The sequence below is a fragment of the Maribacter confluentis genome (genome assembly GCF_030505015.1).
Lineage (GTDB): Bacteria > Bacteroidota > Bacteroidia > Flavobacteriales > Flavobacteriaceae > Maribacter > Maribacter sedimenticola.
The window spans coordinates 2080602-2105534 of sequence record NZ_JAUKUC010000001.1; the positions used below are offsets into that span (position 1 = coordinate 2080602).

The window sequence follows — 24933 nt, forward strand, 5'->3', positions numbered from 1 at the left end:
ATTACACATGGAACGCAATGAACTTTACCCGGTTTTCTTAAAAGTATCCAACCTACATATCCTTATCGTAGGCGGTGGTAATGTGGCCTTGGAGAAATTGACTTTTTTGTTAAAATCCAGCCCAAATGCACAAGTGGAAATGGTATCGCCCATGTTCAGGGAAGAAACCATTGCCTTGGCCAATACGTATAGTATTAAAATGCATGTTGTTCCCTACGACCCTTCCTATTTAAAGGGGAAGCATATTGCCATTGCCACAACGGACAATGTGCCTGTAAACGAACAGGTTTATCATGATTGTCGAGAACGGCAAATACTGGTAAACGTAGCGGACAATCCGCCGTTTTGCGATTTTTATATGGGTGGCATCGTAACCAAGGGCAATGTAAAAGTGGCTATTTCCACCAATGGCAAATCTCCGACAACGGCAAAAAGATTGCGCCAATTTTTTGAAGATGTTATCCCGGAAAATATAGACGACCTTGTTAAGAACCTCAATGAATTCAGAAAAACGATCAAAGGTGATTTTGAAGAAAAAGTGGAGACCTTGAACGAGTTTACCAAAGGATTGGTGAATAAGAAAAAGGACTGATTAACAATTAATGTTTATGACACTTTAACGCTTAAGGATTTCTTTAGAATAGCAACTTAGATTTAAACCATGAAAATCCTAATCGTAGAAGACGAAAAAGCCCTGCTGCAATCTATCGCCAGTTATTTGGAGAAAGATGGGAATGTATGTGAGACCGCATCTACCTATGAAGATGCTCTTTATAAAATTGACCTTTACGAATACGACTTGTTAGTTTTAGATATTAATTTGATAAATGGCAGTGGTTTAGACATTCTCCATTTATTAAGGAAAAATAAAAAAGAAACCGCTACCATTATAATTTCTGCGAATAACTCCTTAGATGACAAGTTAAAAGGGCTCGATTTAGGGGCAGATGATTATCTGACCAAGCCTTTTCATTTGGCCGAATTGAACTCAAGAATTAAAGCAGTACTACGAAGAGGAAAATTTGGAGGCACAGAACGGTTAGAGTTTAATGAAATCTTAATTGATACAAGATCACGAACCTCTTATATTAATGATATAGCAATGTCGCTTACTCGTAAAGAATATGATTTACTATTGTTTTTCATCACCAATAAAGGAAGGGTTCTTTCTAAAGAAATTATTGCAGAACATTTATGGGGTGATCATAGTGATATGGTCGATAATTACGACTTTATCTACGTTCATATCAACAACTTACGCAAAAAACTAACCGAAGCTGGTGCAAAATATATTAAAACCACCTATGGTAGTGGTTATAAGTTTATAGATGATTAAGTAATGGCCGAACCGACGAAGAAGATAAAATTACTGCGAAAGACCTCTAAAACATTTCTATGGATCAGTCTTGTTTTAATGGCGTTCAGTACTATCGGACTTTATTTTTATGTTCGAAATCTTTTGCAGTCAGAAGTAGAAGAAGAATTACGCTCTACCGAAGCGCGCATTGAAAGATCAATTTCTGGGAACAATCCCATCTATCAACTACCGCCCATGGTTGAAGTGGAAACCGTTTCTAATCTAGGTGCTGAACATTTGAAGGATACGTTGATTTTTGACCCTTCTCAAAATGAAATAGAAGAGTTTCGTGAGCTAATCACCTTTTCTAAAATTAATGACCAAAATTACCGCATAACCGTACGTGCACTTATTGTAGAATCGGAAGATATTTTAATTGCCGTGGTAATTTCGTATCTCATTGTCATTTTGTTCGTGTTCATTTTCCTTTTCTATTTGAATAAATCAAGAACTGAAAAATTATGGAATCCATTTTTTAAGAATTTGGAACAGATGAAGCTTTTTTCATTGACTTCTGAAACTCCGATATCATTAATGGACAGCGATATTTTAGAATTTTCTGAACTCAATACAGAAATAACTATGTTGACCGATAAAGTTCGCGCAGATTATAAAAACCTGAAACAATTTACAGAAGATGTTTCTCATGAACTTCAAACTCCTTTGGCGATAATCCAGGCTAAAGTAGACACCCTTATAAATGGTGAAGAGCTAAATAATTTACAATTTGAACAATTATCATCCATTCAAAATGATATTCAACGCCTAAAACAATTAAATAAAAAGCTTGGCCTTATTTCCAAAATTGAAAATGACCAATTCACCAATATAAGTCCGTGTAACTTAAACCACATTCTAAAAGATAGAATTGACAATCTATCTGAATTGTATCCGTCAGAAATACTATTTGAAAGTAATGAAGATGTTGTTCTTTTAATGGATGCCCATCTTGCAGAGGTTCTTTGCGACAACTTACTTTCAAATGCCGTAAAATACAGCTTACCTAATACGCCAATAGTGATAATTCTAGAAAAAAATTCACTCTCTGTTCGGAACAAAGGCATACGCACCATTTTAAAACCAAACCAATTGTTTCAACGATTTTACAAAGAGTCAGATGAAGTAAAGTCTACCGGACTAGGGTTGGCCATTGTAAAAAAGATATGTGACTTATATGGCTTTCAACCCTCCTATTGGTATACCAATAACGAACATCATTTTACCATTTCATTACCAAAACAATAGAGTTCTTAAAACTATCTTTAGATTCTGAACCTATAATTGCACTCAAAAGTTAATTTTATGCATAAGACTTTAATCGTTATACTGTTTTTTTCCTCCTTTACCAACTCATTTTCTCAAAGTTCAGTAAATGTTACCGGCCAATTACGTGATGCAAATACTTTAGAAATTTTAGCATTCGCTAATGTTACGGTCCAAAACGCTACCGATAATTCTATGGTAACCGGTGCAATAACCGATGATAATGGACGTTTTGAAATTTTAGGCCTGTCCACAGGAAAATACACCTTACTATTTTCATTTATAGGATATGAAACGGTAGAAAAACCGCTTATCGCTGGCGGATTAAACAGTGTCTTCGACCTAGGACAAATAGCATTACAACCAAGCGCGGAACAATTGAATGAAGTACAGGTGGTTGGGCAAGAAGCTACTACCAATAGCGACCTTAATAAAAAATCATTTAATCTCGATAATACAATTGCCCAAGCAGGTGGTTCTGTACTAGATGCCATGAAAACGATGCCTGGGGTTACGTTTGATCAAGATGGAAAAGTAGTTTTACGTGGTAGTGATAAAGTTGTGGTACTCATTGATGGCAAACAAAGTAGCTTAACGGGTTTTGGCAATCAAAAAGGTTTGGCTAACATTCCAGCGTCCAACATTGAGAAAATTGAAATAATCAACAATCCATCGGCAAAATATGATGCTAATGGTTTTGCCGGAATCGTCAATATTATCTATAAAAAAGAAACTCAAAAGGGATTTAATGGTGATGTAGGCCTTTCTTTTGGACTTGGTGCACTGGGCAAAAGAAGACCAGACACCCCTACTGATTTAGGTAGTTTTTCAGTTAATCCCAAATTAATTCCTAGTCTAAATATTAATTATAGCAAAGGGAAACTCAATTACTTTCTACAGTCAGAATTTATAGTTCAAGAAGCTTTACCCAACAATGAATTTACTACTAGAAATTATGATGATGGTCGCAATATTGTTTCTCAAGTACCAGAGAACAGAAAGCAATTTCGTTCTATCATCAATGGCGGAATTGACTATAACCTAGATGACAACAATAGCTTTACGTTCTCTGGTTTATATGATAGAGAACGTCATATCGATACTTCTCAAGTTGCTTTTATAGATTTGAATTCCAATACTAGAAATCGATTTTATAATTGGCAAGAAGAAGAGGTTACCCGTTACATTAATGCTGCGGTTAATTATCGACATTCATTTGAACAACCCGGTCATACCTTAAGTGCCAATGCTCAATATACCCAAGGCCTAGAAGATGAAACCTATTCATTAAACGATAGTTCGGCCGTTCGTGTGGGGAGAGACAAAACCAATATAAAAGCCATAGAAAATACCACTAGTTTATCTTCAGATTATGTAAAACCGCTGAGTAATGGTAGACTAGAACTTGGCGCAAAACTTCGCATTCGAAGACTACCTGTAGATTATACGATTACCCCAGGTAATGAATCTATTATTTATCCTGGACTTGGCTCCTTTTCCGATTGGGGAGAAAATTTATATGCGGGTTATGTCAATTACCTAATAGAGAAAGAATTCTATGATATTGAAGCGGGCTTAAGAGCGGAACAGACTGATGTTTTTTATGACTTAGACCCAGCGAACACCTACTATCCAAACAATGATAAGTACGGCTATTTCGAGCTTTTCCCTAGTGCTCGTTTTACCTATAAACTAAACGAGCATAATAAAATATCAGCATTTTACAATCGTCGTATCGATAGACCAGGTGAACCAGAATTACGTGTGTTTCCTAAATATGATGATCCAGAATTACTGAAAGTTGGTAACCCTTATTTACGCCCTCAATTTACAGATGCCTTTGAAGTGGCACACAAATATTCATGGAATTCCGGCTCGTTATTTTCAGCTGTGTACCACCGAATTATACAGGATCAATACATGCGTATATTCAGTATCGATGATTCGAACCCTAATTACGATATCGTAAACAAAATCTATCAAAATACAGGCAGGGCCACTAATACGGGATTGGAGTTGTTGGTTAGTCAAGACCTCACCCAAAATTGGAGCCTTTCAAGTACGGTAAACTGGTACTCAAATGCTATTGACCAATATGAAGGCACCGTGCTTTTCCCTTTTGTACGGCCTTTTGCTATTGAAGCCTCTACCGCAAATGCATGGAATGCCAAACTTACTACAGAACTAGGTTTACCCAATGAATTTACTTTTCAATTGACCGGTGTTTATTATTCGGATAAAAACATTCCTCAAGGAAAAGAATTGGCGCGTTCTTCTGTAGATATTGGTGTCAAGAAAAACCTATGGAACAAAAAAGCAGAGCTTACCTTTTCTGCTACCGATATGTTCAACCGTTTTGGTATACGGCAAGAAGTTAAAAATGAAGGATTCAATGCAATCTATCATAATTATTTTGAGACCCAGTTGTTTAGATTAGGCTTTACATATAAAATTTAGTTAAAACCCTATGAAGTCCTTAAACAAAGTTGCCCAGATTACTTTTTTGTTTTGATTTATGAAAATCATTCCACTACGTGGGTTGAAACCTTAGGAGATTTCATTGCGCCAACCTTAGATTTAGGATACACGGTGGGTTTACTTATCACCTTTGTTTTTTTCGGTATGGTATTAGTCATTCAATTGACCCGAAAAAAATACGCGCCGATTTGGTTTTGGCTTATTATTATAGCCACTACGACCTTGGACACCGAAATATCTGACTTTATTGACCGAAGCTTACATCCTGGGTATACCTGGGTAGTATTTTTGTATTTACCAATCTTCTAATATCACTTTATTTGTGGCACAAAAAATATAATAATCTAGAAGTTTACCCCATAGCCGAAAGAAGTAAAGAAACTTATTATTGGATTGCAATATTATTCTCCAATAGCTTTGGGACCGCTTTGGGAGATTACTTAACTGACGTTATTGGCTTAAGTTACTTAAACGGTGCTTTAATTACGGCTGGTATTATTATTCTGGTTATAATGCTGCATTTCTTTACCAAAATCAACCAGATTGTATTGTTCTGGATGGCCTTTATTTTTACACGACCTTTCGGGACAACCTTAGGCGATTTCTTGACCAAACTACTAGAAAAAGGAGGGCTCGATTTAGGAACGCATCAAGCTTCAATTGTTTCTATGCTACTAATGGGTGCCTTTGTTTTTATATCACACAGAAACTTGAAAATAAACCCATCCAAGGTTGAATGAACTTTAAATTCTCTTAAGAATCGTCACCTACATTTAGGGTAAAATTACCCTAATTACAATTTATATGTGGACTCTTCTGTTTCCAAAACGCTTTACACTTTTAAAAGCTTTTGTGTTTCTATTTATTTGTATGTCGTTTTTAGTACGACTTTCCTTTTTTATTTTCGGTTTTTCTGAGGTAGATACCGGAACTGGCACTATAGTTAGAACGTTCGGTACTGGATTATTTTATGATATAGGAACACTTTCTATATTCATTATTCCTTTCTTAATATATCTATTAATTTTTCCGAAGAAATGGTATGGTTCTTTGGTTGATAGAATAATCACTTGGTTTGGATTTTTCTTAGCCGTACTTATCATCTATTTCTCCTTTTTTGGGGAGTTCACTTTTTGGGAGGAATTTCAACGCCGCTTCAATTTTATTGCGGTAGATTATTTAATCTACACCTACGAGGTTGTTAAAAATATTAATGAGTCTTATCCACTTCCTTTACTTTTAGGCTCTTTACTTTCGTTAGTAGCACTTACACTTCTTGTTTTATACAAAAGAAAGTTTTTTCAAAAGACATTTCAAAATGAAACCACCTTTAAACAACGGTTATTAGCTACCCTACCATGGGTTACTATATGCCTAGTATTCAGCTTTTTCATAAACAATGATCAGGCAGAATGGTCTAAGAACAGATATAACAATGAACTATCAAAAGATGGTATTTATTCCTTTTTTGCCGCCTTTCGCAACAATGAACTCCCCTATTCTGAATTCTATTCCACAATACCTGAAAAAGATGCTTTTACTGCTGTTAAAAAGCAATACCTACCTTATGGAGATACCTTCGTTGATGCAACTAAAAATGAGATATACAGAACAATTCATTCGACCGACACTACAGGAACTGTACAAAAACCTAATATAATTTTCATCTGTATAGAAAGTTTAAGCGGTAAATATTTAAGCAGTTTAGGTGGAGATCAGAACATCACTCCGGTTTTAGATGCGCTTGCCAATCAAAGTCTTTTCTTTGCCAATTTGTATGCAACGGGTACACGCACCGTTCGAGGAATGGAGGCCATTACATTATCAATACCGCCTACCCCAGGGCGTAGTATTGTTAAAAGAAAAAATAACACTGGTCTTTTTACTATTGGTGAAGTATTCAAAAAACAGGGCTATGAACGTAATTTCTTTTATGGTGGTGACGGTTATTTTGACAATATGAATACCTTTTTTGGTGGAAATGGATTCAATATTATTGATCGCGGTAGGGGTTTTTTACTAGATGCCAATATCAGTGTAAAACGTACGAACATAGAAGATGAGGAAGTGACATTCGAAAATGCCTGGGGCGTTTGTGATGAAGATATCTATAACAAAGTATTAAAGGAAGCAGATTTGGCCCATCAAAGCAGTAAGCCCTTTTTCAATTTTGTAATGACCACTTCGAATCATAAACCCTTTACCTACCCCGAAGGTAAAATAGATATTCCTTCAGGTACAGGAAGAAATGGTGCAGTAAAATATACGGATTATGCCATTGGAGCGTTTATAAAGGAGGCTAAAACTAAACCTTGGTTTAAAAATACAGTCTTTGTAATCATGAGTGATCATTGTGCTAGTAGTGCAGGTAAATGGGAATTAGATGTGGCAAACTACCGCATACCGGCCTTTATTTATAATTTACCTGAGCAACAGAATGCTAAAATCAATACACTTTGTTCACAGATAGATGTTTTCCCTACTTTATTCTCTACCTTAGGATGGACATATGAAAGTAACCTTTTTGGCATGGATATTTTGAAAATGAAACCAGAAAATGAACGTGCTTTTATAGGAAATTATAGAAAACTAGGCTATTTAAAAGACAGTAAGGTATTGGTGCTTGGTGATGGGGAAACCATTAATTTTTACCAAAGGAATGTATTGGATAATAGTTTAAAACAAACCCCAATGAACGAGTCTTTTAAAAAGATAGCTGTTGCTAATTATCAAGTAGCCGATGAGCTTTACCATAATGGCGGACTACAATTAAAATCGCTAAATCAATGATTCACATTCATTTTATAGTAAATCCGATTGCAGGCCATGGCAATGCTCCATTGACCCATGAAGAACTGCAGTCTTATTTTATAAAAGGTGTACATGATTTGACCATAAAGGTAACCGAATATAAAGCACACGCTACAGCATTAACTAAAGCATCAATTGTAGAAAAGGCCGATATTATTGTCGCCTGCGGTGGTGATGGTACCATCAACGAAGTTGCAACCTGCTTAATAGGTACAGACATCGCTTTGGGTATTGTACCCATGGGTTCTGGTAACGGATTGGCTTCTAATTTAAAGATTCCAAAAAACAGGCGAAAAGCGTTAGAAATTATCAGAAATAGGCATGCCGAACATATAGATGTTGGTAATATAAACGGGCGCTATTTCTTTAGCAATACAGGCGTAGGTTTTGATGCTAGTTTAATCAAAAACTATGAGTCTTCTGAAAAAAGAACGCTTTTAGGGTATATCAGTGCCTGTGCAATTACCTTTAAAAACATTAAAAAAAATACACCACTTTCTATTGGAATAGATGGGGAAGCACCTTTGCTGAATCCGTTTATCATTCTTATTTCCAATTCTAACGAAATGGGCTATAAGCTCAGTCTAACCCCGAAGGCATCACTACAAGACGGATTATTAGATGTGCTCATCGTCAAGAAAATTGGGCGCTTAAAAATGTTATGGTTAGGATTCTTAATTCTGATTAGAAAAGTACATTGGTTAAAAGAATCAAGAAGCTTTCAGACGAAAAAGATTAGCCTAAAATGTGAACAATCAGATTTCTTTGACACCCAGGTTGATGGTGAACATAACCGAATTGACGATAACCACCTTACTATTTCCTTAATGGAAAAATCATTGCGTGTGCTTACAGCAAAATAATTAACGTAATAACACTACAAACAACTCAACTTTAAATTCTCTTAAGAATCGCATTGTATTTTTTTTGAAAATTCAAATACAATACGATATGCTTTCTAATTTCGAGCCTAAAATACTGTTCCTTAGAATTGTTTTTTTATTCACAATTGTAATGGCTCCAGTTGTTTATGGCCAAAATAAAACGGTACAAACTTCAGGAGACGTATTATTATTCGCCATGCCTGCATCTGCACTTACAAGTAGCTTAATCGCCGGTGATTATAATGGTACTTGGCAGTTTACCAAAGGTTTTGCCCTAAACCAAGTGGTAACTATTGGGCTTAAATATGCAACCAATAAAAAAAGACCTTACAACAATGGAAATCGCGCTTTCCCTTCCGGGCATACCTCAACCACATTTCAGAGTGCTGCTTTTATTCAAAAAAGATATGGCTGGAGTTATGGGTTACCGGCATATATTCTCGCAGGCTATACCGGCTATAGTCGTATCAAAGCACAAAAACATGATGGCTGGGATGTCTTGGCAGGTGCCGTTGTAGGTATTGGTAGCGCTTATATTTTTACCACTCCGTACCAACAGGAACATATGCAGTTAACGTTTGCTAATGATAACGATAGTTGCTCGCTTGGTTTTATCTATAAATTTTAAGTTATAATTGCCCATACACCATGTAGGTTTCGATACTTTTGCATCCCATTATTGGGCTTTTAATATGTCAGAACCGCAATCAAGATATTATAAGAAATCGACCAACTATCTGTTGATAGCCGGTATCATCTTTATAGCTGTAAATCTTCGACCAGCATTGGCAAGTGTTGGCCCATTAATTGAAGAAATTCGTGATAGCACCGGCTTATCGAATACCTCTTTAGGTCTACTAACAACACTACCCCTAATTGCTTTCGGTGTTATCTCTAGTCTTACGCCTTTATTTACCAAACGTTTTGGTATTGGCGGTACCTTATTGGGCGCCATGATTTTGCTGACAATAGGTATTGCATTACGCTATGTCTCATCAACACCTGCCCTTTATATAGGCACCTTTTTATTAGGTATAGCCATCGCCTTGGGAAATGTGCTCCTCCCTACTTTAACCAAGCGAAATTTTAGTGAAAACTCTGGCATTATCACCAGTATGTATTCAAGTATTATGTCTTTAGGTGCAGCTATGGCTGCTGGGATAAGCGTTCCATTATCAGATGGTCTTAATTTAGGATGGAGAGGTTCTTTATTGGTTTGGAGTTTGCTATCTCTTATTGCCGTTTTTGTTTGGATGCCACAAGTAGGCAGGTTGCCTAAAAGCGCTGCTACCAGAAATTTTTCTGCAGCCATGCGAAAAATGATTAAATCAAAACTAGCTTGGAAAGTTGCCTTATATATGGGTTTGCAATCTATGGTGTTCTATATCATTTTGGCATGGTTACCTGTACTATTACAAAGTAGGGGATGTGATGCCGCCTTTGCCGGATGGATGTTATCCCTGTCTCAAGCTACCGGAATTATTGGTTCTATAATTATCCCTTATTTAGCTGGAAAACAAAAAAATCAGCGTGGAATTGTACTGATTTTAATACTGCTAGAAATGATAAGCATTGCCGGATTATTATTTCCTCAATTTGGCTTGGTTGCTTTGTGGATTTCTATATTAGGGTTGGTTTTAGGGGGTACTTTCGGGCTAGCGCTATTATTCTTGGTACTGCGATCTCGTGATACGGAAAGCGCCACCGAACTATCTGGAATGGCACAATCAATAGGTTATTTGGTAGCTGCCACCGGACCTTTATTATTTGGTGGAATTTTCGACTTGACAGGAAATTGGGATTATGCCCTTATCTTCCTTTTTATTGTTGCAGCCCTTAAACTTTACATGGGCCTCGGAGCTGGTAAAGCAGAAAAGGTCTGATATAGTTAAACTATAACAAACCTTTTCTATTCATCTTATTCATAAACTTTTCTAAAGTTTAATTATCTATACCGGCATGGTCTTTATCATGACTACAACTATAATGCGCAATTTCCGCAGCATAGGCAGAAGCATCCGCAGCCTCTTGTGCATCACGCATTAAACGCTGTGCCTTTCTTATATGAAATTGTAAGTTGCCCAAATTATTGGCCTTTGCGGCACTCTTGGCATTTTCAAAAGCCTCTGCGGCATAGTCCCGTGCATCTATTGCATGACTTTCCGCATCGATCGTGTAGCTCATTGCCTCGTCCAGACCGCAACTTTCCGAGTCGTACTGTGCGTCAGAAGCCAATATTACGGCTTCATCGGCAGCGGTTACCGCCTGGCCCAATAACAACAAGACCGTTTTACTATGGGTTTTTGCGGTGCCATAACGCGCATCAAATGCTGCTATTTCCGCGGAAGTCTTTAGGGAGTCCGACAATTTACCAAACTGTACCATATACTTCTGTACATCGGAAATCTCACTTTTAAAAACTTCACATTGTGCTTGGGAAAAAAAGGCCATACCCATGAACAGGGCTGTAGCCAAGTAGGTTTTGTTATGCTTCATATTTGGGGAAACTTTATTTTAACTATGCTACTAACTGTTAAATTTCGCAAAAAGTATATTTTTTGGATGTACTGCACTAAAAAGATTCAATACTGCCTTATAATGCTAATTGCTTATTTTAGTGTTTCACAACCAAACACCACGTATATGAATTTGTACCGCAAGAATCCCGGAACAGTAAAATTGGTCCTGTTGCTTTCTCTAAGCCTTATGTTCTTTACGACCTCTTTTCTTTGGGCGCAAAGCAATATGCCCGATGATTCCTATACCATTATTACAGAAGCCTCCAAAGTTGGCCCGGAGAATCCCAGAAGAGGCCTTAGTCTGTTAAGAGGGTTAAAACAACATTTTTATGATAAAGGCAGTTATGAAAATATCGATGATTTCTCTGTTTACTATTCCATTGTGGCTGCAGAGGCTGGAATTCATGCAAACGAAAAAAAATTCTCCACGATATATAGGTTGTTCGGTGAGATAGGCGACCAAGTTAAGCCGTTAATGTCCATGGATGACCAATATGCTGCTTATTATTACTTTTCCAAAGTGATGATCTTAATCTATAAGGCCCAGGAAAACAACACCGTAATAGTAGGAAATGCGAAGTATAGGGGCGAGATAAAAGCGTTGATTGAAGAAGTAAAACGATTTAACTTTAAGGAAAAAATTACCCAAAACTTAGTGACTAGCCACCTAGAACAGTATCTATAACCACCATTTACAGTTAACATCATAGATTCTTTATTGATCATGTACGCACTACACAACCTATGACCCAACATCAAATTACCTCTATTCTTAAAGCCTTTGACCTTACCGGTGATCAGTTTCAGTACACTCCTTTAACCGCGGGACTAATCAATGATACCTTTTTAGTAACGGATGTGGAAAACCGTCAATTCATCCTTCAGAAAATAAATGAAAACGTATTTAAGAACGTTGATGTCCTAATGCGCAATATTGGTCTTGCCCTGCCCCATTTATCTGCTCCGGACTATGCCACGATTACTTTTATAAACAATAATAACGGGGAAAATTATATTAAACATAATGGTGCTTTTTGGCGGATGATGACCTTTATCCCCAATAGTACCACCTATAACACTACTACCCATACCACCATTGCTTTTGAAGCGGGGCGTATCATAGGAAAATTTCACAGCCTATTGGCCCCTGTCCCCAAAAATTTGTTCAAGGACACTTTACCTAAATTCCACAACCTTGACCATAGGGCCAAAGCGTTTAAACAAGCCCTTGATGCCGCTGAACCCGGCAAAGTGGCTATAGCCAAATATGCCATTCAGCAAGCAACTATTTTTTTAAAGGAGCTAAATAATCTCAACGACCAGGAGTTACCTGTGCGTATCTGTCATAACGACACCAAATTGAACAACATTCTTTTTTCAAAAACTTCGGACAAGGCGCTGTGCCTTATTGACCTGGATACCTTAATGAAAGGCTATTTTTATTATGACTTTGGTGATGCTATAAGAACGGTGGTCAATACCGCTCCAGAAGATGAGAAAGAACATGACAACATCGTTTTCAATGAAAATTTGTTCACCGCATTTATAGACGGACTGGCAACCCAACCACATTTGTTGACCAACGCGGAAAAGGAAAGTTTAGCGCTTGGAGCGGTTTTTATGCCCTTTTTACATGGCTTACGCGCATTGACCGATTATCTGAACAACAATATATATTATAAAGTAACCTATGAAAACCAAAATCTGGACCGCTGCCTAAGCTTGTTCAACTTTGCGGAAAAAGCATTACAGCACAAAAACATAATGACCGACTATATTCTTAATAAACTATAATACACGCAGATTACGTTTTGTTTTTATGTCGCTTATCATACCAAACATATCCGCCAAAGGCTAGTAAACTGACCAAAGACCCCCATAGCAAACCCATTTTAAGGTCATCTGTACTTTTGCCGAATATGGCAATGAACAGGGTTAAGGGAGCTATCCCCACCATGGTTGCGCCTATAAATTTCCAATAGCCCATACGCAACAGTCCGCCCACAAAGCTAATGGCGTCATTGGACAAAAACGGATTAAAGCGGGTAATGATAACGGCCCAAAATCCGTAGTCCTCTAAAAAAGATTCCACCTTATCCTCAGATTTTTTGCCAATAATCTTGGTTACGATACTGTCCCCAAAATAATTCCCTATAAAATATCCTACGGATGACGCCGCAAATACCGAAGCAAAAATAATGACACTCCCCCAAATTGGACCGTAGGCCAATATAGATACCACCATGAGCAGAATGGATGGGATTACCAAAAGGAACATTTGCACAATCATGGCCAAAACCAATATAATGGGTCCAAACCAACCAAAGCCGGCAACCCAATTCTTGATCCGTTCCTCATCATCACTGGTTAGTACCCGCCAAGCTTCATCTAAAAATTCCTGTACGGAAGGAACCAAAAAATATGCGGCTATAATTGCCACCAACAGAGCAATGGAACTATAGAGGGGCAACCTGCTCTTTTTGTTAGGGGAATCGTCCGACATCGTTAGGGCAATAATTTTAATTCGGTGATGGTACCTATACCGTCCTTTTTACCTTCGCTCGCAATATAGAGTGTTCCATCCGGATCAAAGGTTATTCCTTCTGGTTGTGGAAATATTCGTTTATCAAATTTATAGGCATGTTGTGCGGTACCCTGCTTGTCCAAAATCAATAATTTAGGCTTGGAGCCTTCCAACACATACATTTCCCCGGTTTGTGGATGTATGGCCATATCAGAAGGCCTAAAGGTTTTGTACAGTTTTTTTTCCCTAAAATTCTTTAACACCTCATCGCCCATATCAATAGTATAAATAGGCTTTGGGTCAAGGGTATTCGTCCTTAAAGAAAAGGCATAAATACTTTTTACCCTATCCGAAGCGGCATCCCTATCCTTTGGAATAATAAGCAACCGGTTGTTTTGGGCATCATACTCTAAACTTTCCATATTATTTTCAATATCAAAACCGGTATCAAAAGAAGTAACGGTTCTATCATGGTCTTGAAAATTCTTAACGATCGTTATGGTTCCGTTACTTTCCAACAAATAGGCATCCTTATCATGTACGGCCAATCCTTCATAATCACCGGCATGGCCAAATTTAATTTCTTGGGTTACCTTTTGCCGTTGAAGATCGTATAGAAAAATAATTCCGTCCTCATCTTGAACAGCGGCTATGGTGTTATCCCTTAACCATGCAATTCCAGAAACTTCACGCAACTCAATTGGCAGTTCCCAACGCCCTGCAATTTCATATGTTACTTTTTTGGCACTATCATACGGTAACCAATCCCTAAAGTTCATAAATAGAAACCCTATACTGATGATCAATGCCGCCACGGTCCAGAATTGTATTCTTGCCATGCTGAAAGTGTTCGTGTTTGTTTTCATTGTTCCCATACTTTTAAAGGGTTATTAACCGGCAATCCAAAAGGAATATGAACCGGATACAAACCTTATATTAGTTGAACAAATTTGCCCAAACCTTTGTTTTTTCGCTCAAAACAATATCATATCCTTCAATTCCTTTTTGAAAGCACTTATAAAAATAAGCTCCAAAACTGGAAAGAAACAGGAATTTGCTTGTGTTTAACAACTTTAGGAGAACCTTAACGCTTAAGGAAAGGTAAGCGTAAACTCATGCCTGTCCGTAAAGGAATAGGTCAACGCAACATCATACTTATCTGCAATGGCCTTGGCAATGGAAAGTCCCAATCCTGTAGAGCGACTATCTGCAGAAGCTTTACGAAAGCGTTCAAAGAGACCGCCGGACTGCAATGCGGAATTCTCCCCATAGTTCTGAATACGGATTTGGTTCTCCACAATCTCAATATGTATGGGTTTTCCACCTTGCCCATGTACAATGGCATTTTTAATAAGATTGGTCATGAGCACCACGGCCAGGTCTGGGTTCATGGCATAGGTCAGTTCTTGATAGGCGTCTACCTTAAGTTCAATGTCTTTATGGGTTGCAAAATCCGTAAAATCCTGCACCATCTTTTTCACCAGATCCGTAAAATCTATTCGTTCCGCATCAACATATTGCTTGTTGTCAATTTTGGAAAGCAGCAATAAGGATTTGTTCAAACGGGTCAACCTTGTCAAATTATCCAAAACACTTCCCACTTCCTGAGATTGTGCTATGCTCATTCCGTTCTTTTCCAACAGGAGCTCCAATTTATTGATTGCAATGGCCAAAGGTGTCTGTAGTTCATGGGCCGCATTTTCTATAAACTCCTTTTGGGCCAAATAACTATCCCTAGATTTTTCGGTAAGTCGCTCCACACTTTTGTTGAGCAGGTTAAACTCATCTATGGTCGTAGGTTCTGCGGTAATAGGGTCGTCTTTTTCAATACGGAAGGTTTTTAACCTGCCGATCAATCTATAAAAAGGCTTCCATATCCTTTTCATCACAATATTGTTCAGTACCAAAATACTAAGGATCAGCGCCAAATACAGTCCAACCAAATAAATAAAAAGGTTTTCTATCTGGTCATCTTCCTCTACCATTGAGGTAATCAACTTTAGTTTATAATAGGAACCATCCTGTTCAAAAACGCTTTCAAGAATACGCACGGGTTCATAATCTTCCTCGTTCTGCATGTACATCAAGGTATCTCTATAGCTGTCCTTGAACTTGGTTTCCTTATGGACTTGCGTCTTTTTAATGGTATAATTATTGACCCCGAATTCCGTATCGTTTAATAACTCTGGGTTATCATTGACCGCCTGTATGATAATTTCCTTTTGATTTTCCAATCCGTCGTCCAGGCTGTCATAGACCTCATCGATCATGGCCACATAGAAAATTACGGCCCAGACCGAAATCAATACGACCAGCAGGATCGCAAAATATTTTGTGGTATGGTTTAACAGTTTCATAGGCGAATCAGCACTTAAAAATAAGCATTACATTGGCGAATGGTAGATATGGTCTGCCGCTAGACGACCTGTAATTTATATCCTACCCCGTATACTGCCTCAATTTCTATCGTTGCCTGTGCATCTGCCAATTTTTTGCGTACGTTTTTTATTTGGGAATAGATAAAGTCAAAACTATCGGCTTGGTCTATATGGTCTCCCCAAACGTGTTCTGCCAGTGCGGTCTTGGTAACCAAACGGGTCTTGTTGGATATCATATAGGTAAGGACATCAAACTCCTTACGGTTAAAAACGACCTCTTTTTCGGCAACAAAAACACTTCTACTTTCCGGGTCTATGCTCACATTGCCGATCTCTATTTGGTTATTGCCCTCAAAATTTCGCCTGCGCACAATGGCCTTTACCCGAGCATGCAGTTCTGCCATATGAAACGGTTTGGGCAGGTAATCGTCCGCCCCTAGGTTCAAGCCTTTTATACGGTCATCCAAAGAATCCTTGGCCGATACAATGATGACCCCATCCTCCTTGCCCAGCGCCTTTAGTTCCTTTAACAGCTCTAACCCATTACCATCTGGCAAGGTAATATCCAATAAAATACAATCATAGTCGTACGCCCCGATCTTGTCATTGGCGGCGGTAAAGTCCGTTGCCGTTTCCACAATATACTGCTCGCGCTCCAACGTTTGGCGCATATTCTCCAGCATTTGAGGTTCGTCCTCAATAATCAGAATCTTCATGGGCTATGGTTTGTTACAACAATATAGCAACAATCTAGAAAGAAATGGGAATAAAGTCCAATAGGAAACCAATGCCTTTGGCCACGAAAAATAGGCATTCCCAATTCCTTCTAGAATTGTACCTTTTATTTGTAGGGAATCTAAAAAATATACAACATGAAAAACAAGCATATACTTACTGGAGCCTTGGCCACATTGGGGATTTTTATTGGCTCTGCACAGGATATTGACACGAATACGGTGCCGGCAAATCTAAAGGATACTTTTGAGCAAAGCTACCCTACGGCCAATGATGTAGAGTGGGAAAAGGAAGGTACTTCCTATAAGGTTGAATTTGAAATCAATGCACAGGACCATGAAATTTGGTATGCCACAGATGGTACAACGACAAAAACGGAGCAAGAACTCACGGAAGCCGATTTACCACAGGCCATACGCACCGCAATTACGAATACCTATGCCGGTTATAAGGTCGATGAGGTAGAAAAGACTACGGAAAATGGTAGCACCACCTATGAAGTGGAATTAAAAAAAGGGTGGATAAATGAAAAGGACGTAGTCTTTAATGCCGATGGAACCGTACTGCGCGAAAAGAATGATTGATGTTTCTTTGATTGGGAAATGTGGAAGAGGCCGGGAACTATGTTTCCGGCTTTTTTAGCACCTATTTTCAATGCCCGATGCTATACAAACTACTTCATAGATTCAGCGATCAATTCATCTAATAGGGAACGTATTTTTGTACTGTTCCAATCTGCCGCACCTGTTTCCTTAACAATGATTTTTCCTTGGGCATCTATGACATAATTGGTGGGCAAACTGTTTTCGTTAAGTACTTCCGGCGCCTGCATTTGCGGAAAATAAATGGGAAGATGGTATTCCTTTCTGGCTACAAAGTCCAATACCTTAGCTGGTTCCTCCTGGGTCAGCAATACAAACGCTACCTTTTCCCCATAATCAGTGTACAATGCCTGAATACCGGGCAATTCCGCAATGCAGGGTGGACACCATGTGGCCCAATAGCTTAAAAAAACCACTTTTCCCTGGCCTATAGCAATGTGTTGGGATGCCCCTTGCATATCCGTAACGGCATAATCAAACGGCGCTATCTTTTGTTGGTCCTCTTGATCCTCAATACTGGGCGACCAAATGGCCACCTTTATTTTGTTGACCGCTACTTGAATAGGCGTTCTGGTCTGGGGAATCAATAACAATACAATGAATACCCCAAATAGAATATCGCTAATTTTAAATTTTCGCTTTTTCATGTAAGGCGTTGGTCGGAATAGGTGTGGATAGTTTACTGAAATTTGTTCGTTTCTTGAACACTTAGGTAAGAATCTTTTGTATACTAGTAGATTTTTATCATAAGCCTATAACTAGCACAATGTTTACATCTTGTGACCTTTAAATGCAACAATAGTGCTATTATTGTTCAAAACCGATTTTATACAGTAGCCTTCCGTGCCTTAAGATAGTTGTTCAACATTAACCCGAACAGGGCTGCCCAAATGATGCGAAAGACCCAAATGTTCAGTTCAAAACCGAAAAATCGTCCAGTGTCGTTCATGGTATAAAAACTATAACCAATTTCCACCAACGCAATTGCCATTCCTATAATAGGTATTATTTTTCTCATCATGTGTTCTTTAATTATGCTATGCAAACTATAGCGCCTACTGCTATTCTGTTTGCTTTTTTAGGATACACATTGTCCATGCCAATGGCAACCCCTTTACTGATCATCAGTATTGTCGTTGGACTTGTTGTACTTGGTAAAAGCTACCTTTTTATCTTCCAGAATCTTATAAAACCGCCGGTGGCTTATCTTAAGGTCCTTGGTGATTTGGGCCACCTTTTTCTTTTTCTTCTTGTACAGTTTGATCTCTTCCGTAACCGCCTTGTTGAAGTAGTGTTTTTCAAGTGCGGCTACTACCTCCAATGCCGTTTTGTTGTTCGTTTCCACATAGTGGTCAATAGCACGCTTTATTTCCTGTAGCCCTTTCATAATTTAAATCTGTAAACAAGTAAGTTACAAAATTATCTATGCATATTTGCTCATAAGCAAGGCATACTTGTCAATGTCTTCCAAGGAATGGTTGCCATAATCGTTGACGACGTTAAACTTTATATTGTTGTTGGCCAAGAATGTAGCTACTCTTTCCAACTCTTCTGGGGAACCTTTAATTTCAATTTTTGCCATGGATAGGTACTCGTGTTTTTACGCTATAAATGTAGTAGTTTTCTTTCAATAATAATGTATGTGGAGCCTACGCCCCATTTTTTGAGCGCCAAAGTTACTGGTTTTTTTGCACTGTCCTAGTCTAATAGTACGGCCGTAAGGTGAATTTTGTCCCTTTAGAAAACACTTATTAGTCTCTAAGCATCTTTTCCTGGAAAACATTACGGCTTTCCGTAACGAATTGTTTAAAAGTAATGGTATTTTTCAAAGGTTAAAAAAGGGGGATGTATTGCTCGTTTCCCTGCTTTTTACAGATGGATTGATTAATTTGGTGGTGAGATTAACCATAAAAATTTGAATGTAAAATAATGCCAGAATGTATTACATGTGGTGAACCCACAAAATTCGACGGAGGACTATGTTACAAATGCTACAAAAAGGAAAATAAAAGTAACGATGTAGCCGAGGAAGAAAAGCCTATTTCCAAAACAAAAAAAATTAAAGCAGACGACTCGAAAAAAATTAAAAAACCAAAAGAAAACCCATGGGTGTCTGGCGTAATTAAAGGCAGAATTGCGGAAACTATTGTTGAACAGCTTTTTCGGTCTTTAGGTTTTCAAGTTTTTAGCTATGGTATGGAAAATTCAATACCTGGAATAACTGATCTTTTAAGAGGGGTAAGAGGAGATGTAGAAAAAAATATTAGACAAATGCCAGATTTTGTCTTCTTTAAAGATAATATGGCACACTTTATTGAAGTAAAATACCGAGCAAATGGAAAATTAAAACTGAGCGATATTGAGAAATATAGCAATTACCCTTTTGAAAATGCATTGTTCGTTTTAATTACAAAAAAGCACATCAAATGTATATCTTATGCTGAATTAAAAAAAGGCAAAGAGATTATTGAGGCAGACCGTAAATATCTCGGCAGTAGAAAAGAGTTTAATACAGACTCTGCTAAAATTATCGAATACTGCAATTACGCAGTAAAATTCTTTGAAAACGTATAATTAGAATATGACCGAACAAAAAGCACAATTAGAACAACAACTCTGGAACATCGCCAACACCCTTCGTGGTAAAATGGATGCCGATGATTTTAGAGACTATATATTAGGTTTCATTTTTTACAAATATCTCAGTAAAAAAATGGCACTCTATGCCAATGAAGTTTTACAACCAGACGGACTCACCTTTCAAGAAATTGAAGGGCATGCCATGGAAGCTGAATACCTTGCTGCCGTAAAAGATGCGGCTTTAGATAAACTAGGTTACTTTTTAGCACCATCTGAATTGTTTAGCGAGCTTGCCCGTAGAGGCAACGCCGGTGGTAAAAGCCAGTTTATTTTAGGGGATCTTGCCAAAGTGCTTAACCATATTGAACAAAGTACCATGGGTACCGAAAGCGAAGACGATTTTGGTAACCTTTTTGAAGATTTAGACCTTACCAGTTCTAAGCTAGGTAAATCCGAAAACGATAAAAACGAGCTCATTGTAAAAGTACTTACGCATTTAGATGAAATAGATTTTGACCTAGAAAATACCGAAAGTGATGTACTGGGCGATGCCTACGAATATCTAATAGGGCAATTTGCCAGTGGTGCCGGTAAAAAGGCAGGTGAATTTTATACGCCACAACAAGTCTCTAGCATATTGGCACAATTGGTTACAGTGGGCAAAGACAAGCTAAAATCTGTGTATGACCCTACGTGTGGCTCTGGTTCTTTATTGCTACGTGTTGCCAAAGCGGTAAAAAACGTAAGTGCTTTTTATGGGCAAGAAATGAACCCTACCACCTACAACCTTTGCCGTATGAACATGATCATGCACGATGTTCATTACAAAAGTTTTGATATTAAGAATGAGGACACCCTAGAACGCCCGCAACATATAGACGAACGTTTTGAGGCTATTATTGCCAACCCGCCCTTTTCTGCCAAATGGAGCGCCAGCCCACTTTTTATGAGCGATGACCGATTTTCTAGCTACGGAAAACTAGCGCCTAGCAGCAAGGCAGATTTTGCCTTTGTACAACACATGGTACACCAGTTAGATGATAACGGTACTATGGCGGTGGTTTTGCCGCATGGGGTTTTGTTTAGAGGTGCCGCAGAAGGTCATATTCGTAAGTACTTGATCAAAGACCGCAATCATTTAGATGCCGTTATTGGCTTACCGGCAAACATATTTTACGGTACCAGTATACCTACCTGTATTTTGGTATTGAAAAAAACACGCACTTCGGCTCCGCTCAGTGACCGAGTGTTGTTTATAGATGCCAGCCAACATTTTGAGAAGGTGAAGACGCAAAATGTATTAAGAGATGTAGACATTGCTAAAATTATTGACACCTATAAAAGGTATACCAGTGGCAATTTTGAAGAAGCCACCACAGAAAAATACAGTTACGTAGCTACCAAAGCAGAAATTGAAGAAAACGACTACAACTTAAATATACCTAGGTATGTAGATACGTTTGAGGAAGAAGAACCGGTAGACTTAGAAGCCGTAAGCAATGAATTGCGAGCGGTTGCTGAGCGTAGCCGAAGCACCGATGCCACTATTAAGCAATTTTGCGATGAACTAGGTATAAACACCCCGTTTTAATGGTTGAACAAGAAACGTCATTGCAAGAAGGTAAGATGAAACAATCTACCCAAACAAAAACGCAACCCCTAATACCAAAACTTCGTTTTAAGGAGTTTGATGGGGATATAAAAGAAACTTTTTTTGGTAAATTATATTCCTTTCACACAACAAATTCACTTTCAAGAGATAAACTAAATTATGAAAATGGAGAAATACGGAATATACACTATGGTGATATACACACCAAGTTTCAATCTCATTTTCATTTAGAAAAAGAGTATGTACCCTTTATAAATTCCAACGTCGATATTTCAAAAATAAAAAATGATTCTTATTCTAAGCTTGGTGATTTAATCATTGCAGATGCATCTGAAGATTACGCCGACATTGGCAAATCAATAGAATTAATAAATTTAAATAACGAAAAATTAGTAGCTGGGCTTCACACCTTTTTAGCAAGACCAGTCACAGACAAAACTGCAATAGGATATATAAGTTATGTATTGAAATCGTGGAAATTGAGAAAACAAATTATGACTATTGCTCAAGGAACGAAAGTACTGAGTTTGTCAACTAATCGCTTTTCACTATTAAAATTAGTTCTCCCTAGCCTCCCTGAACAACATAAAATAGCTTCTTTTTTAAGTGCAGTGGATGAAAAAATACAGCAGCTCACCCAAAAGAAGTCCCTTTTAGAGCAGTACAAAAAAGGGGTAATGCAACAACTGTTTTCTGGGAAATTACGGTTTAAAGATGAAAATGGTGAAAACTTTCCGGATTGGGAGGAGAAACGGTTTTTTGACCTATTTGATGATGTTTTGGATTTCAGAGGTAGAACACCACTAAAAATGGGAATGGAATGGGGTGGTGATATTTTAAGTTTATCAGCTAATAATGTTAAAAATGGTTTTATTGATTTAACTGCTGAAGGTAATTTAGGTTCAGAAGATCTTTATGAGAAATGGATGGGAAAGGTAAATCTTGAAAAAGGAGATATTGTGTTTACAATGGAAGCTCCATTAGGCAAGGCTTTATTAGTTCCTGATAATAAAAAATATATTTTAAGTCAGAGGGTAGTTGCTTTTAAATCTATTAAAAATATTAGTAACGCCTTTTTGATTCAACTTATTTGGAGCAGTAAATTTCAAAACACAATTACGAGATTATCTACCGGCTCTACGGCTAAAGGAATAAATCAGAAGTCACTTAAAAAAGTAAAAGTTGATATTCCATGCATAAAAGAACAACAAAAAATAGCCAATTATTTATCGGTAATAGACACTAAAATAGAAACCGTAAACCAACAGATAGAAAAAACGCAAGAATTTAAAAGAGGGCTGTTGCAGCAGATGTTCGTGTAACCGTCATTGCAAAGAGGCACTAGGCGGCAATCTGCCTGTTGCGTGTTAATAAGAAAGAGATTGCCACGCTACGTTCGCAATGACGAAACAAAAGAGCGCTCACATTTTTAAAAAATACACCTTTAGCGCATACTTTTTTATATTTGCGCACGTTTTAGAGTCATTTTATTGGCGCATGTTTTTAAGTTAAAATCTTATATGCGCACGTAATTTTGAAGTGGCGCATGTTTTTTTGCGCTATCTTAGAGCTTAATCGTATTATTTTTAATACCATGGAAATTAAAATACCAGCTATAAAAACATCTATTTTTCAGGGTAAAACTACACCTGAAAAAGGAAAAATAGTGGGTTACGGTGCTATAATAGAGCGTTTACAGCTACCAATACCGTTTCCAAATACATTCTCTCTTATAACCGAAAAGAGTAAAAAATATAGTGAAGGTGCTTGGAAAATGTATCCCGCCTCATACGCCCCAGAAGAAACCATATACAAACAGCTTGTTTTTGCTATTAAATATGAAGGCATCAACTTGCTATTTTTTAAATCTTTATTCAATACTCTTTCAAAAAAAGATATACAGACCCTATTACACATAGAACCAATGGGGCAATACAGCCGAAAAATATGGTTTCTATACGAGTGGTTGCAACAAGAGGAAATTGAAGTACATGTAGATTTAAAAAAGCGCAAATATATTCCCCTACTAGACGCTAAAATGCAATACGCAGTAGTTGGTAAAAATGCTTCGCGACAAAAAATAATCAACAATCTACCGGGTAACATAGATTATTGTCCGCTAATATTCAAAACAGAAAAATTAAAAAAGCATATAAACGCCAATGTATCCGGTAAAAAAAACACATTTTTAAACACCGTTCATAAAGATGTGTTACAGCGTGCATCATCCTTTTTACTATTAAAAGACTCTAAAGCCTCTTTTTCCATAGAGGGCGAAAACCCGGGTAACAATAGAGCTATGCGTTGGGGCAAGGCTATTGGGCAAGCTGGTCAAAAACCATTAAGCATAGCAGAGTTAAACCGTTTACAGCAACTCATTATAGAAAATAGCAGGTTTATACAAATGGGGCTTAGAAAAGAAGGCGGTTTTGTGGGTGAACATGATAGGGTTACAGGCGAACCCTTGCCAGACCATATTTCTGCAAAGCAAGAAAATCTTAAACAACTTATTGAAGGGTTACTGACCACAAATGCCATTTTGCAAGATGAAACCTATGATGCTGTTTTGGCTGCGGCCACCATTGCATTCGGTTTTGTTTTCATTCACCCCTATGTAGATGGCAACGGGCGTTTGCACCGCTATATAATTCATCATGTATTAGCAAAAAAAGGGTTTGCACAACAAGGGGTGATTTTTCCCGTATCGTCTTCTATCTTGGATCATATTGATGATTATAGAAATGTACTGGAAGCATACTCGCACCCTTTACTAGATTATATAGAATGGAAAGAAACAGAAGACCATAATATTGAGGTAACAAACACTACCATTGACTTTTATAGATACTTTGATGCTACACCGCAAGCGGAATTTTTATACGATTGTGTAGAAGACACCTTAGATAGAGTCATACCAGAAGAGGTAAATTATTTACAAAACTATGATGCCTTTAAACACTATGTAGATAACCATTTTGAAATGCCCGATAAATTGGTTGCCATATTGGTTCGTTTTCTAGAACAGCATAACGGAGTACTATCTAAAAGAGCCCTAAAAAAGGAATTTTCTGAGTTAAAGGATGAAGAAGTAACCGCTATAGAAGCAAATTATAAACGTATCTTTTTGAACACCAAATGACGACACAACCAGAAGCATTGTTAGAGCATAAACTAATTCATTTGATAATTG

At 37.7% G+C, this 24933-nt stretch carries 25 protein-coding genes; 16 read left to right on the forward strand and 9 right to left on the reverse strand.

Going from position 1 to position 24933, the window contains the following annotated elements; translation table 11 throughout:
- The first annotated feature begins 7 nt into the window (after window positions 1–7).
- The 9 genes from Q2T41_RS09210 (at window position 8) to Q2T41_RS09250 (ending at window position 10676) form a co-directional block, all read left to right on the forward strand.
- Window positions 8–592, forward strand: coding sequence for a precorrin-2 dehydrogenase/sirohydrochlorin ferrochelatase family protein (locus Q2T41_RS09210; RefSeq protein ID WP_304435832.1), 585 nt, complete (start codon window positions 8–10; stop codon window positions 590–592).
- A 69-nt stretch (window positions 593–661) separates the two neighbouring features.
- Window positions 662–1336 carry a response regulator transcription factor gene (locus Q2T41_RS09215; protein ID WP_304435833.1) on the forward strand — a complete coding sequence of 225 codons (675 nt, stop codon included), beginning with the start codon at window positions 662–664 and terminating at the stop codon, window positions 1334–1336.
- A gap of 3 nt (window positions 1337–1339) precedes the next feature.
- Window positions 1340–2602, forward strand: a complete 1263-nt coding sequence (locus Q2T41_RS09220; RefSeq protein ID WP_304435834.1) for a sensor histidine kinase — start codon at window positions 1340–1342, stop codon at window positions 2600–2602.
- 57 nt (window positions 2603–2659) lie between these two features.
- Window positions 2660–5077 (forward strand): TonB-dependent receptor, encoded by a 2418-nt coding sequence (locus Q2T41_RS09225; protein WP_304435835.1) that lies wholly within the window; start codon window positions 2660–2662, stop codon window positions 5075–5077.
- 341 nt (window positions 5078–5418) lie between these two features.
- The gene (locus tag Q2T41_RS09230) at window positions 5419–5838 is read left to right on the forward strand and encodes a COG4705 family protein (protein ID WP_304435836.1); all 420 of its coding nucleotides are present in this window, start codon (window positions 5419–5421) and stop codon (window positions 5836–5838) included.
- A gap of 130 nt (window positions 5839–5968) precedes the next feature.
- Complete coding sequence (locus tag Q2T41_RS09235; RefSeq protein WP_367186848.1) at window positions 5969–7888, forward strand: LTA synthase family protein; 1920 nt, start codon at window positions 5969–5971, stop codon at window positions 7886–7888.
- Complete coding sequence (locus Q2T41_RS09240) at window positions 7885–8772, forward strand: diacylglycerol/lipid kinase family protein (RefSeq protein ID WP_304435838.1); 888 nt, start codon at window positions 7885–7887, stop codon at window positions 8770–8772. Before Q2T41_RS09235 ends, Q2T41_RS09240 begins: the two co-directional genes overlap by 4 nt.
- Window positions 8773–8860: 88 nt before the next feature.
- Window positions 8861–9421: a phosphatase PAP2 family protein gene (locus Q2T41_RS09245; protein WP_304435839.1), complete on the forward strand. Its 561-nt coding sequence runs from the start codon at window positions 8861–8863 to the stop codon at window positions 9419–9421.
- Window positions 9422–9485: 64 nt separating this feature from the next.
- Complete coding sequence (locus Q2T41_RS09250) at window positions 9486–10676, forward strand: CynX/NimT family MFS transporter (protein WP_304435840.1); 1191 nt, start codon at window positions 9486–9488, stop codon at window positions 10674–10676.
- Window positions 10677–10734: 58 nt separating this feature from the next.
- Here the strand turns inward: Q2T41_RS09250 and Q2T41_RS09255 are convergent, their stop codons facing one another.
- Window positions 10735–11289 (reverse strand): hypothetical protein, encoded by a 555-nt coding sequence (locus tag Q2T41_RS09255; RefSeq protein ID WP_304435841.1) that lies wholly within the window; start codon window positions 11287–11289, stop codon window positions 10735–10737.
- Window positions 11290–11436: 147 nt separating this feature from the next.
- Between Q2T41_RS09255 and Q2T41_RS09260 the strand changes: the two genes are divergently transcribed.
- Window positions 11437–11997 carry a hypothetical protein gene (locus tag Q2T41_RS09260; RefSeq protein ID WP_304435842.1) on the forward strand — a complete coding sequence of 187 codons (561 nt, stop codon included), beginning with the start codon at window positions 11437–11439 and terminating at the stop codon, window positions 11995–11997.
- Between the two features lie 59 nt (window positions 11998–12056).
- Window positions 12057–13106, forward strand: coding sequence for a phosphotransferase enzyme family protein (locus Q2T41_RS09265; protein ID WP_304435843.1), 1050 nt, complete (start codon window positions 12057–12059; stop codon window positions 13104–13106).
- A 10-nt stretch (window positions 13107–13116) separates the two neighbouring features.
- On the opposite strand, the gene Q2T41_RS09270 is transcribed toward Q2T41_RS09265, so the two are convergent.
- The 4 genes from Q2T41_RS09270 to Q2T41_RS09285 all read right to left on the reverse strand — a co-directional run bounded on the left by Q2T41_RS09270 (window position 13117) and on the right by Q2T41_RS09285 (window position 16930).
- On the reverse strand, window positions 13117–13815 hold the full coding sequence (locus Q2T41_RS09270; protein ID WP_304435845.1) for a TVP38/TMEM64 family protein: 699 nt from the start codon (window positions 13813–13815) through the stop codon (window positions 13117–13119).
- Window positions 13816–13817: 2 nt separating this feature from the next.
- Window positions 13818–14711 carry an SdiA-regulated domain-containing protein gene (locus tag Q2T41_RS09275; protein ID WP_304435846.1) on the reverse strand — a complete coding sequence of 298 codons (894 nt, stop codon included), beginning with the start codon at window positions 14709–14711 and terminating at the stop codon, window positions 13818–13820.
- 216 nt (window positions 14712–14927) lie between these two features.
- Window positions 14928–16193, reverse strand: coding sequence for a sensor histidine kinase (locus tag Q2T41_RS09280; RefSeq protein ID WP_304435847.1), 1266 nt, complete (start codon window positions 16191–16193; stop codon window positions 14928–14930).
- Window positions 16194–16252: 59 nt separating this feature from the next.
- Window positions 16253–16930: a response regulator transcription factor gene (locus Q2T41_RS09285; protein WP_304435848.1), complete on the reverse strand. Its 678-nt coding sequence runs from the start codon at window positions 16928–16930 to the stop codon at window positions 16253–16255.
- 156 nt (window positions 16931–17086) lie between these two features.
- Between Q2T41_RS09285 and Q2T41_RS09290 the strand changes: the two genes are divergently transcribed.
- Complete coding sequence (locus tag Q2T41_RS09290; protein ID WP_304435849.1) at window positions 17087–17533, forward strand: PepSY-like domain-containing protein; 447 nt, start codon at window positions 17087–17089, stop codon at window positions 17531–17533.
- 89 nt (window positions 17534–17622) lie between these two features.
- Here the strand turns inward: Q2T41_RS09290 and Q2T41_RS09295 are convergent, their stop codons facing one another.
- From Q2T41_RS09295 to Q2T41_RS09310, 4 genes are all read right to left on the reverse strand, one after another.
- Window positions 17623–18198, reverse strand: coding sequence for a TlpA family protein disulfide reductase (locus tag Q2T41_RS09295; protein WP_304435850.1), 576 nt, complete (start codon window positions 18196–18198; stop codon window positions 17623–17625).
- A 179-nt stretch (window positions 18199–18377) separates the two neighbouring features.
- Window positions 18378–18569 carry a hypothetical protein gene (locus tag Q2T41_RS09300; protein ID WP_304435851.1) on the reverse strand — a complete coding sequence of 64 codons (192 nt, stop codon included), beginning with the start codon at window positions 18567–18569 and terminating at the stop codon, window positions 18378–18380.
- A gap of 96 nt (window positions 18570–18665) precedes the next feature.
- Entirely contained in the window at window positions 18666–18938 is a 273-nt protein-coding gene (locus Q2T41_RS09305; protein WP_304435852.1) for a hypothetical protein, read from the reverse strand.
- A 36-nt stretch (window positions 18939–18974) separates the two neighbouring features.
- On the reverse strand, window positions 18975–19133 hold the full coding sequence (locus tag Q2T41_RS09310; protein WP_179213197.1) for a hypothetical protein: 159 nt from the start codon (window positions 19131–19133) through the stop codon (window positions 18975–18977).
- Between the two features lie 347 nt (window positions 19134–19480).
- Between Q2T41_RS09310 and Q2T41_RS09315 the strand changes: the two genes are divergently transcribed.
- From Q2T41_RS09315 to Q2T41_RS09330, 4 genes are all read left to right on the forward strand, one after another.
- On the forward strand, window positions 19481–20125 hold the full coding sequence (locus tag Q2T41_RS09315; RefSeq protein WP_304435853.1) for a hypothetical protein: 645 nt from the start codon (window positions 19481–19483) through the stop codon (window positions 20123–20125).
- A gap of 7 nt (window positions 20126–20132) precedes the next feature.
- A complete protein-coding gene (locus tag Q2T41_RS09320) occupies window positions 20133–21722 on the forward strand; it encodes a type I restriction-modification system subunit M (protein WP_304435854.1) in 1590 nt (529 codons plus the stop codon).
- Window positions 21722–23065, forward strand: coding sequence for a restriction endonuclease subunit S (locus Q2T41_RS09325; protein WP_304435855.1), 1344 nt, complete (start codon window positions 21722–21724; stop codon window positions 23063–23065). The genes Q2T41_RS09320 and Q2T41_RS09325 overlap by 1 nt, the downstream gene beginning before the upstream one ends.
- Before the next feature lie 272 nt (window positions 23066–23337).
- Entirely contained in the window at window positions 23338–24882 is a 1545-nt protein-coding gene (locus tag Q2T41_RS09330; protein WP_304435856.1) for a Fic family protein, read from the forward strand.
- Window positions 24883–24933: the final 51 nt, after the last annotated feature.

Coding starts and splice junctions, on each gene's coding strand:
- Q2T41_RS09330 (WP_304435856.1), top strand. CDS start 23,338: ATGGAAATTAAAATACCAGCTATAAAAACATCTATTTTTCAGGGTAAA.
- Q2T41_RS09290 (WP_304435849.1), top strand. CDS start 17,087: ATGAAAAACAAGCATATACTTACTGGAGCCTTGGCCACATTGGGGATT.
- Q2T41_RS09235 (WP_367186848.1), top strand. CDS start 5,969: ATGTCGTTTTTAGTACGACTTTCCTTTTTTATTTTCGGTTTTTCTGAG.
- Q2T41_RS09300 (WP_304435851.1), bottom strand. CDS start 18,569: ATGAGAAAAATAATACCTATTATAGGAATGGCAATTGCGTTGGTGGAA.
- Q2T41_RS09295 (WP_304435850.1), bottom strand. CDS start 18,198: ATGAAAAAGCGAAAATTTAAAATTAGCGATATTCTATTTGGGGTATTC.
- Q2T41_RS09270 (WP_304435845.1), bottom strand. CDS start 13,815: ATGTCGGACGATTCCCCTAACAAAAAGAGCAGGTTGCCCCTCTATAGT.
- Q2T41_RS09280 (WP_304435847.1), bottom strand. CDS start 16,193: ATGAAACTGTTAAACCATACCACAAAATATTTTGCGATCCTGCTGGTC.
- Q2T41_RS09265 (WP_304435843.1), top strand. CDS start 12,057: ATGACCCAACATCAAATTACCTCTATTCTTAAAGCCTTTGACCTTACC.
- Q2T41_RS09255 (WP_304435841.1), bottom strand. CDS start 11,289: ATGAAGCATAACAAAACCTACTTGGCTACAGCCCTGTTCATGGGTATG.
- Q2T41_RS09245 (WP_304435839.1), top strand. CDS start 8,861: ATGCTTTCTAATTTCGAGCCTAAAATACTGTTCCTTAGAATTGTTTTT.
- Q2T41_RS09250 (WP_304435840.1), top strand. CDS start 9,486: ATGTCAGAACCGCAATCAAGATATTATAAGAAATCGACCAACTATCTG.
- Q2T41_RS09325 (WP_304435855.1), top strand. CDS start 21,722: ATGGTTGAACAAGAAACGTCATTGCAAGAAGGTAAGATGAAACAATCT.
- Q2T41_RS09260 (WP_304435842.1), top strand. CDS start 11,437: ATGAATTTGTACCGCAAGAATCCCGGAACAGTAAAATTGGTCCTGTTG.
- Q2T41_RS09320 (WP_304435854.1), top strand. CDS start 20,133: ATGACCGAACAAAAAGCACAATTAGAACAACAACTCTGGAACATCGCC.
- Q2T41_RS09305 (WP_304435852.1), bottom strand. CDS start 18,938: ATGAAAGGGCTACAGGAAATAAAGCGTGCTATTGACCACTATGTGGAA.
- Q2T41_RS09225 (WP_304435835.1), top strand. CDS start 2,660: ATGCATAAGACTTTAATCGTTATACTGTTTTTTTCCTCCTTTACCAAC.
- Q2T41_RS09285 (WP_304435848.1), bottom strand. CDS start 16,930: ATGAAGATTCTGATTATTGAGGACGAACCTCAAATGCTGGAGAATATG.
- Q2T41_RS09220 (WP_304435834.1), top strand. CDS start 1,340: ATGGCCGAACCGACGAAGAAGATAAAATTACTGCGAAAGACCTCTAAA.
- Q2T41_RS09315 (WP_304435853.1), top strand. CDS start 19,481: ATGCCAGAATGTATTACATGTGGTGAACCCACAAAATTCGACGGAGGA.
- Q2T41_RS09240 (WP_304435838.1), top strand. CDS start 7,885: ATGATTCACATTCATTTTATAGTAAATCCGATTGCAGGCCATGGCAAT.
- Q2T41_RS09215 (WP_304435833.1), top strand. CDS start 662: ATGAAAATCCTAATCGTAGAAGACGAAAAAGCCCTGCTGCAATCTATC.
- Q2T41_RS09275 (WP_304435846.1), bottom strand. CDS start 14,711: ATGGGAACAATGAAAACAAACACGAACACTTTCAGCATGGCAAGAATA.
- Q2T41_RS09210 (WP_304435832.1), top strand. CDS start 8: ATGGAACGCAATGAACTTTACCCGGTTTTCTTAAAAGTATCCAACCTA.
- Q2T41_RS09310 (WP_179213197.1), bottom strand. CDS start 19,133: ATGGCAAAAATTGAAATTAAAGGTTCCCCAGAAGAGTTGGAAAGAGTA.